Genomic DNA, 9110 nt, shown 5'->3' with positions numbered 1-9110 from the left:
GGCACCTTCAACTTCCGCGGCCAGCTGAAGAGCATCATCTATTCGTCGATCATCGACTGACGGCCTGGGCGCGGAGCGCGCGGTAGCTGACACACGGTGTCAGCAGCGAGCGCTAGACTGGGGGCATGACGAATCCCCTGTTCTCGCTCGCCTCCCTGGCGCTGGTCAGCCTGGTGACGGCCGCCGTGCCCGGCCCCAGCATTTTCCTGGTCATGCGGCTCGCCATGCGCCGCGGACGCGGCCCGGCGATGATGGCCGCGCTCGGCACGTTCGCCGGCTGCGTCCTCTGGTGCGCCGCCGCGGCGCTCGGCCTCGCCGCCGTGCTGGTGGCGGCCCCGTGGCTCTACACCCTGCTCAGGATCGCGGGCGGGCTCTATCTGGTCTGGTTCGCCGTCCAGCTCTGGCGCGCCCCGCAGGAGGCCCAGGACGGCGAGGCCGCTCAACCGGCGGCGACAGGCGGGGCGTTCTGGCGCGCGCTGATCGTCTGCCTGACCAACCCCAAATCGGTGCTGTTCTTCGGCTCGATCTTCGCCGCCTACATGGGCCCCGACAGCCCGCTGTGGGTGCATGGCGCGGCCGTCGCCATCGTCTGCACCACCTGCATCGCCTGGTACGCGGCGGTGGCCTGGTTCTTCTCCACCAGCCGGGCGGCGGCCTCTTATGCGCGGGCGCAGAAGCCGCTGGACCGGGTCGCCGGCGCGCTGATGGGCGCGTTCGGGGTGAGCCTGCTGTGGGTCTTCGATTGAGATTGCCGGCGGCCGGCGGTAATGAGCCCGCCATGCCCATCGCCCAAGCCGACCTCGAAGCCATCCTCCGCGACGGCTTCCCCGACGCCGAGATCAAGGTCGACGACCTGGCCGGCGACGGCGACCACTACAAGGCACGTATCGTTTCGTCCGCCTTCAAAGGCCTGCCCCGCGTGCGCCAGCACCAGCTGGTCTACGCCGCGCTGAAGGGCAGGATGGGCGGCGAGCTGCACGCGCTGGCCCTCGAGACCTCCGCCCCCGCTTGACCGCTGGGGTCCGGCTCCCTAGCTCTTAGGCTACGAATTTGCGCCGAAAGGGCGACCGATGACCGAGACCGCGACCGCCAATCCCGTCCACGACTTCATCGCCAAGACCGTGGAAGAGCATCCCGTGGTGCTGTTCATGAAGGGCGTGCCCGAACAGCCGCAGTGCGGCTTCTCCGCCCAGGTCGTGCAGATCCTCGACCACCTGGGCGCCGACTTCGTGGGCGTGAACGTCCTGCAGAACGACCAGCTGCGCGACGGCATCAAGACCTACTCCGACTGGCCGACCATCCCGCAGCTCTATGTGAAGGGCGAGTTCGTCGGGGGCTGCGACATTGTCCGCGAGATGTTCCAGAACGGCGAGTTGAAGCCGTTCCTCGAAGAGCAGGGCGTCCTGGCCGCCTAGCCCGTCGGCTCGGGCGCGCGGAGCCGGATATTGAGCGCGCTGCTGGAGCCGCCGCCTGGCCGACAGGTGTTCCGGCTCTCATTCGAGCCCAAACTCGCCGACATCGACGAGAACGGCCACGTGAACAACGTGGTGTATCTGACGTGGGCGCAGGACCTGGCCATCGCACATTGGGGCTCGCGCGCGCCGCCGGATGCGCAGGCGACCTGGGCCTGGATCGCGCTGCGCCACGAGATCGACTATCGCCGCGCGCTCAAGCCCGGCGAGACCGGCTTCGGCCGCACCTGGGTCTCCGAGGCGGCGGAAGGCCCGCGCTTCGACCGCTTCATCCGCATCGACGCCGAGGACGGCGCCATGTGCGCCCAGGTCCACACAACCTGGGTGCTGATCGAACAGGTCAGCGGCCGGCCCAAGCGCGTGCCGCCCTGGATGGTGGAGATGTTCACCTAGTGTGCTGGATTTGAAGTTCGCCGTCTTCACGGGCCACGCGCCGAGCGAACTTCAAATCCAAGAAAGCACACTAGAAATATATACTTGCTAGTGTCCTTATCGATTCCGAAGTTCGCCAAAGCCAGCCGCAAGCGATTGCGAACTTCGGAATCGGGACACTAGCCGGCCGGGATGGGGGAGCCGGGATCAAGCTCTGACTCGGAACTTCGGACCACACTTCCCCACCCGTCCCGAGCTTCGCTCGGTCCACCCTCCCCACAGAGGGGAGGGATGAGCTAGGGTCTCAGGCTTGGCCCCTTTGCCGGGCCCGGGGGAGAGCGCTGGATGCTGCGATCGTTGAGCGTGCGAGTGCTGATCGCACTCGTGGCGGGCCTGGGGCTGGGCGCGGCGGCGGCGGCCTACGCCGGCCCCGACGTCAAACGGGCCATCGAGCTCTTCGAGTCCATCGGCGGGCTTTGGCTGAACAGCCTGCGGATGACCGTGGTGCCGCTGATCTTCGCGGTGCTGGTCACCGGGATCGCGAGCGTGGCGGATGCGGCGGCGACCGGCCGTCTGGCGGTCAAGACCATCGTGCTGATCGTCGTGACCCTGACCTTCAGCGCCATCTACACCGTCGCGTTCGCCCAAGGGTTCTATGCGCTTTGGCCGGTTGGCGAGGCCGGCGCGGCGGCGCTGCGGGCCGGGGCCAGCGCCGCGCCGGACCTGGCCAAGCAGGCGCCCAACCTCATCGACTTCGTGAAAGGCCTGGCGCCGCAGAACGCGATCAAGGCCGCATCCGAGGACGCCATCCTGCCGCTGGTGGTGTTCGCGAGCTTCTTCGGCTTCGCGGTGACCCGCCTGCCGGACGCCCGCCGGCGCGCGATCACCGAGTTCTTCGACAGCGTCGGCGAGGCGATGGTGACCATCGTGCGCTGGGTCCTGTGGGCCGCGCCGGTAGGCGTGTTCGCGCTCGGATTGGGCGTCGGCCTGCGGGCCGGCGTCGGCGCGGCCGGCGAGATCGCCCACTATATCGCGGCCATCTCGCTCACCAACATCGGCCTGACCGTGGTCGCCTATCTGATGGCCGTCGGCCTGGGCCGCCTGCCGCTCGGCCGCTGGGCGCGGGCGGTGGCGCCGGTGCAGGTGGCGGCCTTCGCCACCCAGTCGTCGCTGGCCTGCCTGCCGGCGATGATCGAGCGCTCACGCGACGACCTCGGCATCCCCGACCGCATCACCGGCCTGGTCCTGCCGCTGGCCGTGGCGCTGTTCCGGATGACCGGCCCGGCGGCGAACCTGGGAGTGGCCCTGTTCGTGGCGCAGGTCTACGGCGTCCATCCGAGCGTGGCGCAGTACGCCGGCGCGATCTTCGTCTCCGTGGCGACCAGCCTGGCCTCGGTCAGCCTGCCCGGCCAGGTGTCCTTCTTCGCCAGCATTGCGCCCATCTGCCTGACCCTGGGCCTGCCGGTGGATCTCTTGCCGATCCTGATCGCCGTGGAGGTGATCCCGGACATCTTCCGCACCATCGGCAACGTCACCGGCGACATGGCGATCACCGCGATCCTGGCGCGAAGCGACCCGGAACCGGCGGGGGCGCAGGCGGCCGTGGCTTGATCGCCAGGTCGCTCACCCTTACCCAGCTCCGCTATGGCGAACGAACCTTTCTTCCAGATCGAGGGGACGCATTACGTCCCGACGGCGGCTGCGCGCGGGCCGTGGAATCCGAACTCGCTGCATGGGCGGGTGATCGCGGGCCTGCTGGGCGCTGAGATCGAGCGGCTGCACGGCAGCGCGGAGTTCATGCCCGCGCGGCTGACGGTGGACATGTACCGCCTGCCCGACCTCTCGCCAGTGGAGGTGGTCGTCCGCCCGGTGCGTGAGGGCAAGCGCATCAAGGTGATCGACGCGGAGTTCATCTCCGGCGGGGTCAGCGCGGGGCGCGCGACATGCCAGCTCCTGAAGCGCACGGAGAACCCGGCGGGCAACGTCTGGAAGCCGCCGTCGTGGGAGGTTCCGAAGCCGGCCGACATCGAGCCGCCGACCGACGGGCGCTCGGGCATGGGCGGCATGTGGGCCACGCGCCGGATCGAAGGCGCCTTCGGGACCGTCGGCCGCAAGCGGATCTGGATGAGCGAGGTGCGGGAACTCGTGGCCGGACGCCCGCTGACACCGTTCGTCCGGGTGGCGGTGGCGGCGGACTTCGCGAGCCCGTTCGCCAATTCGGGCGACGGCGGGCTGGAGTTCATCAACTCCGACGTGACGGTCTATCTGCACCGCCAGCCGCGCACGGAGTGGGTGGGCTTCGAGGTGGTGAACCACGGGGCCAGCGACGGCGTCGCGATCGGCGAGTGCTTCCTCTACGACGAGGACGGCCCGATCGGCTCGGCGGCCTGTGCGGCGCTGGCGCAAAGGCGGATGGGAGGCTGAAGGGAAGGGGAGGGGGCCGCCTCGAATTAACGCACGAAACGGCCCGCTCGATGTCCGACGTGTGGTTGCGATCCGCAGGACAACTGCAGATAGCCCGAAGTCCGCTCTACAGTGAAGGTGACGATCCGCCACAGGGGTAGAACTACGTAGGTCAGCCGCCGCCGGGGACCCGCCGAGACCGCCGTCTGCTCCTGTCAGCCGCGCGGCGGCGGGGCGGTCATGCCGTTCAGCACCTGCCGGACCTCGGGCGGGGGATCGCCGACCACACGGGTCTTCAGGTCGAAGTCGATCACCGGCCGGCTTGGTTGGCGTTCGGCCTCGGCCGCGAGTTCCCCGGTGCTGCGCCACTCCGGCAGGCGGTCCAGCGCGTCGACGGCGTCCGCGATGGCGCGCCGCTCGTCATCGGAGAGGGTCGCGAGCCGGATGGCAATGCGGTCGCGGCGAGCGCGCGCCATGCGGGTCAGCGCCGCGTGGCCGTCGGCGCTGACCATCAGGCCGATGCGGCGCTTGTCGGTGCGCTCGACCGCATCGCGTTCGATCAGGCCGGCGACCTCCAGGCGCTTGACCCGTTCGCTGATCACCGAGCGGGCGATCCGGGCCATGCCGGCGAGGTCCGAGACCCCGGAGCCCGGGTGGCGGCGCAGGTCGAAGAGCACCATGGCGTCGGCGCTGGAGACGCCGACTTCGGCGCTCTCCCAGCGCAGCTCGCGGCTCAGCCGGACCACCAGCCGCTGCAGGCGGTGGGCCAGGTCGGCTTCCTCCGGACGCACCCGTTCCCCCATCCGAGATATTGTTCGCCTAGTGTCCCGATTCCGATGTTCGCAAGTGCTTGCGGCTGACTTTGGCGAACTTCGGAATCGATGAGGACACTAGGGAAGTATATGTTTCTAGTGTGCTTTTTGGATTTGAAGTTCGCTCGGCGCGTGGCCCGTGAATGAGGCGAACTTCAAATCCAGCACACTAGCTGACAATCCGTTGGGAGCTTGGCCGTGTCAACGACGTGCGGCATGGTGCGGGCAAGGGCCGCGTGGACGGCCTATCCGGGAGGGTAGTGAATGCGTTTGATCAGACTGTTGGGCGGCGCGCTGGCCGCTGCAGCGTTGGCGGCCCTCTTGTCTGTGTCGGGGCCGGCGGCGGCCAATCCGAAGAACGCGCTCGACACCTATGTCGCCAAGCCCGATCCGGCCTTCGCCTGGAAGGTGGTCGGGCAGGTTTCCGGGCCGGGCTACCACGGCGCGGTGCTGGAGCTGACCTCGCAGAGCTGGCTGACCGCCAAGGAGGTCGACAAGCCGCTGTGGAAGCACTGGCTGACGGTGATCGTTCCGGACAAAATCACCCACGACAAGGCGTTCCTGTTCATCACCGGCGGCAAGGACGACGAGCCCGCGCCCGACAAGGCCACCGAGCGCTTCGCCAAGATGGCGGTGGAGACCAACTCCGTGGTGGCCGAGCTGGACGACGTGCCCAACCAGCCGCTGCGGTTCACCGAGGATCCCAAGCCGCGCGTCGAGGACGAGATCATCGCCTACCAGCAGGCGAAGTTCGCCAAGGACCGCAATCCGCTCGACCTCGTGCGCCTGCCGATGGTCAAGAGCGGGACCCAGGCGATGACCGCGGTCCAGCAGTACCTGGCGAGCGAGGCGGGCGGGAAGCTGAAGGTGGACGGCTTCGTGGTCTCCGGCGGCTCCAAGCGCGCCTGGACGACCTGGCTGGTCGGCGCCCTCGACCGCCGCGTGATCGCCATCATCCCTATCGTCATCAACGTGCTCGACGTCGACGCCACCACCCGCCACCACTGGGAGGCGATGGGCTACTTCTCACCGGCCCTGAAGGACTATGTGGAAAACGGGCTGATCCCCCGAATGATCGGTTCGCCGGGCCTGACCGAGGTCAACCGAATCGAGGATCCGCTGAACTACCGCGACCGGCCGTCGATGAAGATGCCGAAGTACGTCATCAACGCGGTGGGCGACGAGTACTTCCCGCCGGACAACACCAGGTTCTCCTACCACCTGCTGCCGGAGACCAAGCGGCTGCGGATGATTCCCAACTCCAAGCACTCGACGGCGGGGACCGACATCGACGACAGCATGACCGCCTTCTACGACGCGGTGCTGAACCACCGGGCGCTGCCCAGCTATTCCTGGACCGTGCGCAAGGACGGGGCGATCGTGGTGCGCTCGGCGACCAAGCCCTTGGAGGTCAACCTCTGGCAGGGCAACGACCCCAAGGCCCGCGACTTCCGCGTCGACACCATCGGCAAGACCTTCACCGCGACGAAGCTGAAGCGCGGCAAGGACGGGACCTGGGTCGGCAAAGTCGCCAAGCCCGCGGCGGGCTGGACCGCCTATTTCGTGGAGCTCACCTACCCGAGCGGAAGCAAATATCCGTTCAAGTTCACCACCGAGGTCTCGGTGACCCCCGACACCTTGCCCTACAAGTGGAAGGACGCCCGCCCGATCATCGCGCCGGACGGGAAGTAGGCCCTACGCCGCCAGGCGGTCGATGTCGTTGGTGGCGAGTTTGAGGAACTGCGGGAAGTCGCGTTGCGGCCAGGTTGCGCCGGGCGGCCAGAACGCCGCGACGTCCTCGGACCAGAGGCGCGGCGTGTCGTCGGCGTTGAAGATGAAGCTCAGCGCCGGCGCGCTCGCGGCGGGGGCGCCTTCGGCGATCGAAACCCAGTTCGAGACGAACCGGCGCAGTTTTCCACGAAACCCAGTCATGTCCTTGTGACCCCAACCATCACGATTAACAAAGGGTTAGCACAAATACCCCTCAGGGGCGAGTGGGTAATTTCCCGTCAGAGGCGAGTGACGCGACTTGCGCGGCGCCGGCGGGAAGCGCGAAGCGCGGGTGTTCCGCTCGGCGCGCTCCTGCTCTAGGAGAGGCCCATGTCCTCCCCCGTCGCCCGTCCGGAAGTGCTCAACCTGCGCGTCTCACAAATCCGCGAGGTGGCCAATGCGGGGATGGGGCGGAAGGACATCCTGCCGTTCTGGGTGGGGGAATCCGACCAGCCGACGCCGGCCTTCATCCGCGAGGCGACGGCCAAGGCGCTGATCGACGGCGAGACCTTCTATACCCATAACCTGGGACGCCAGGACCTGCGCGAGGCGCTGTCGGACTACCTCACGCGGCTGCACGGGCGGCCGATCGGGACCGGGCGGCTGGCGATCGCCAACTCCGGGGTCAACGCCCTGATGCTGGTCGCCCAGGCGGTGGTGTCGCCCGGCGACAGGGTGGTGGTCACCGCCCCGGTCTGGCCGAACGTGGTGGAGATCCCGCGCATCCTGTCGGCGCGGATGGAGACCGTAGCGCTCGACCGCGCCCAGGGACGCTGGCGGCTCGACCTCGACAGGCTGATGGCCGCCCTGACGCCGGACACCCGGGCGCTGTTCCTGAATTCCCCGAACAACCCGACCGGCTGGATGCTGCCGGCGCAGGACCGGGCGGCGATCCTGGCGCGCTGCCGCGAGTACGGCATCTGGCTGATCGCCGACGACGTCTACGAGCGCTTGAGCTTCGCGCCGCCGGTCTTGCCGGCATCCTTCCTGCAGATGGCGGAGGACGGCGACCGGGTGATCAGCACCAACAGCTTCTCCAAGGCCTGGCGGATGACCGGCTGGCGGCTGGGCTGGATGGTGCTGCCGCCGGCGCTGACCGAGGCGATGGGGGTGGTGGTGGAGTACAACACCTCCTGCGCGCCCGACTTCATCCAGACCGGGGCGATCGCGGCGCTGACGCAGGGCGAGGACGCCATCGCGGAATTGCGCGCCGACCTGAGGGCGGCCAGGGACCAGGTGCTGGGGGCGCTGCGCCGGATGCCGGGCGTCGAGGCGCCCGAGCCGGAGGGCGGCATGTACGCCTTCTTCCGGATCGATGGCCGCGGCGACTCCATGGCGCTGGCCAAGGACCTGATCGACAAGGTCGGGCTGGGCCTGGCGCCCGGCTCGGCGTTCGGGCCCGAGGGCCAGGGCTGGCTGCGCTGGTGCTTCGCCCACCGGCCGGAGCGGAACGCGGCGGGGCTGGAGCGGTTGGCGGGGTATCTGGCGCAGTAGCGCCTCCCTTCTCCCCTTGTGGGAGAAGGTGTCAGCCGCAGGCTGACGGATGAGGGGTCTCTCAGAACCCGACCTGCTGCGCAGGCCACCTTCTCCCACAAGGGGAGAAGGATACTTAGTTCGGATTCGGCGCTGCTGGTTGTTCCGGAGGCGCCGCGGGCGGCTGGGCCCCCTCCGGCTCGACGTTGGCCTTGAACGAGGCGCCGAGCAGGCTCGCGCGGGCTTCCAGGGCCTTGGCGGTGGTCTCGCACCGGGCCGGCAGCGCCCAGCTCATCCATTCCTGGGCGAGGCGGGCCTTGGTGATCTCGGGGCCGGCGTTCCAGGTCGAGCGGCCCTTCTGGACGGCGGCGGCGCCGATGGTGTTGATCGGGCGCAGGCTGGCCTTTTCGGCGGCGGTGAGCGCGGCCTGGAAGGCCTTCAGCTGCCGGTGACCGTCCTTCTGGATGTCCGCATAGACCTTGAGGTCGTCGGCGAGCTTGCGGCCCGGCGGGCGGTAGCTCGACTCGATGCGGGTGACCTCGGGCATCACCTGGTCGTGCAGGTCGAGGTAGCCGCGCAAGGCGCCGTAGCACCAGCCCACGAACTGGTAGTCGTCGTGCGGCGCCCCGGGCGGGAAGCCCGACGCGGCGCTGGCCTCGGGCGGCGTCGCCGGCGCAGCGTCGGCGGCCGGCTGGTCGGCGAGGAACAGGGCGAGGGCGGCGAACAGCGGGATCATGCCGGAAGGAACCTTGGTGGTTGAAACAGGGTCTCAGGCGCCGCTTCGCGGACCGAACCCGCCGCCCCCCGG

The 9110-nt window shown here is 68.9% G+C and carries 11 protein-coding genes; 8 read left to right on the top strand and 3 right to left on the bottom strand.

The genetic code is table 11. The annotated features are described in order from the left end of the window. Positions 1-125: 125 nt before the first annotated feature. The 6 genes from JWP28_RS11425 (at position 126) to JWP28_RS11400 (ending at position 4268) form a co-directional block, all read left to right on the top strand. On the top strand, positions 126-746 hold the full coding sequence (locus tag JWP28_RS11425) for a LysE family translocator (RefSeq protein ID WP_299542957.1): 621 nt from the start codon (positions 126-128) through the stop codon (positions 744-746). 32 nt (positions 747-778) lie between these two features. After that, positions 779-1012 (top strand): BolA family protein, encoded by a 234-nt coding sequence (locus JWP28_RS11420; protein ID WP_299542955.1) that lies wholly within the window; start codon positions 779-781, stop codon positions 1010-1012. Positions 1013-1070: 58 nt separating this feature from the next. Continuing rightward, entirely contained in the window at positions 1071-1415 is a 345-nt protein-coding gene (gene grxD / locus JWP28_RS11415) for a Grx4 family monothiol glutaredoxin (RefSeq protein WP_299542953.1), read from the top strand. 30 nt (positions 1416-1445) lie between these two features. Then, positions 1446-1865 (top strand): thioesterase family protein, encoded by a 420-nt coding sequence (locus JWP28_RS11410; protein WP_299542951.1) that lies wholly within the window; start codon positions 1446-1448, stop codon positions 1863-1865. A gap of 324 nt (positions 1866-2189) precedes the next feature. Then, on the top strand, positions 2190-3455 hold the full coding sequence (locus tag JWP28_RS11405; protein ID WP_299542949.1) for a dicarboxylate/amino acid:cation symporter: 1266 nt from the start codon (positions 2190-2192) through the stop codon (positions 3453-3455). 33 nt (positions 3456-3488) lie between these two features. Then, positions 3489-4268: an acyl-CoA thioesterase domain-containing protein gene (locus JWP28_RS11400; protein WP_299542947.1), complete on the top strand. Its 780-nt coding sequence runs from the start codon at positions 3489-3491 to the stop codon at positions 4266-4268. Positions 4269-4462: 194 nt separating this feature from the next. On the opposite strand, the gene JWP28_RS11395 is transcribed toward JWP28_RS11400, so the two are convergent. Then, on the bottom strand, positions 4463-5038 hold the full coding sequence (locus tag JWP28_RS11395) for a MarR family winged helix-turn-helix transcriptional regulator (RefSeq protein WP_299542946.1): 576 nt from the start codon (positions 5036-5038) through the stop codon (positions 4463-4465). A 285-nt stretch (positions 5039-5323) separates the two neighbouring features. Here JWP28_RS11395 and JWP28_RS11390 point away from each other — a divergent pair, with 285 nt between their 5' ends. Beyond that, positions 5324-6751 carry a PhoPQ-activated protein PqaA family protein gene (locus tag JWP28_RS11390; RefSeq protein WP_299542944.1) on the top strand — a complete coding sequence of 476 codons (1428 nt, stop codon included), beginning with the start codon at positions 5324-5326 and terminating at the stop codon, positions 6749-6751. A 3-nt stretch (positions 6752-6754) separates the two neighbouring features. Here the strand turns inward: JWP28_RS11390 and JWP28_RS11385 are convergent, their stop codons facing one another. Next, the gene (locus tag JWP28_RS11385; RefSeq protein ID WP_299542942.1) at positions 6755-6991 is read right to left on the bottom strand and encodes a hypothetical protein; all 237 of its coding nucleotides are present in this window, start codon (positions 6989-6991) and stop codon (positions 6755-6757) included. Positions 6992-7159: 168 nt separating this feature from the next. On the opposite strand from JWP28_RS11385, the gene JWP28_RS11380 reads away from it, so the two are divergent. Next, complete coding sequence (locus JWP28_RS11380) at positions 7160-8323, top strand: pyridoxal phosphate-dependent aminotransferase (RefSeq protein ID WP_299542940.1); 1164 nt, start codon at positions 7160-7162, stop codon at positions 8321-8323. A gap of 115 nt (positions 8324-8438) precedes the next feature. Here JWP28_RS11380 and JWP28_RS11375 read toward each other — a convergent pair whose 3' ends face one another. Further along, positions 8439-9038 carry a hypothetical protein gene (locus JWP28_RS11375; RefSeq protein WP_299542938.1) on the bottom strand — a complete coding sequence of 200 codons (600 nt, stop codon included), beginning with the start codon at positions 9036-9038 and terminating at the stop codon, positions 8439-8441. Positions 9039-9110: the final 72 nt, after the last annotated feature.

Origin of the sequence: Phenylobacterium sp. (genome assembly GCF_028290885.1) — a bacterium.
Taxonomy (GTDB): domain Bacteria; phylum Pseudomonadota; class Alphaproteobacteria; order Caulobacterales; family Caulobacteraceae; genus Phenylobacterium.
This window is presented reverse-complemented; position numbering and strand designations above follow the sequence as displayed.

What these genes read in the sequence shown, in the direction of transcription:
- JWP28_RS11425 (WP_299542957.1), top strand. Translation starts at nt 126, where the DNA reads ATGACGAATCCCCTGTTCTCGCTCGCCTCCCTGGCGCTGGTCAGCCTG.
- JWP28_RS11420 (WP_299542955.1), top strand. Translation starts at nt 779, where the DNA reads ATGCCCATCGCCCAAGCCGACCTCGAAGCCATCCTCCGCGACGGCTTC.
- grxD (WP_299542953.1), top strand. Translation starts at nt 1,071, where the DNA reads ATGACCGAGACCGCGACCGCCAATCCCGTCCACGACTTCATCGCCAAG.
- JWP28_RS11405 (WP_299542949.1), top strand. Translation starts at nt 2,190, where the DNA reads ATGCTGCGATCGTTGAGCGTGCGAGTGCTGATCGCACTCGTGGCGGGC.
- JWP28_RS11400 (WP_299542947.1), top strand. Translation starts at nt 3,489, where the DNA reads ATGGCGAACGAACCTTTCTTCCAGATCGAGGGGACGCATTACGTCCCG.
- JWP28_RS11390 (WP_299542944.1), top strand. Translation starts at nt 5,324, where the DNA reads ATGCGTTTGATCAGACTGTTGGGCGGCGCGCTGGCCGCTGCAGCGTTG.
- JWP28_RS11385 (WP_299542942.1), bottom strand. Translation starts at nt 6,991, where the DNA reads ATGACTGGGTTTCGTGGAAAACTGCGCCGGTTCGTCTCGAACTGGGTT.
- JWP28_RS11380 (WP_299542940.1), top strand. Translation starts at nt 7,160, where the DNA reads ATGTCCTCCCCCGTCGCCCGTCCGGAAGTGCTCAACCTGCGCGTCTCA.
- JWP28_RS11375 (WP_299542938.1), bottom strand. Translation starts at nt 9,038, where the DNA reads ATGATCCCGCTGTTCGCCGCCCTCGCCCTGTTCCTCGCCGACCAGCCG.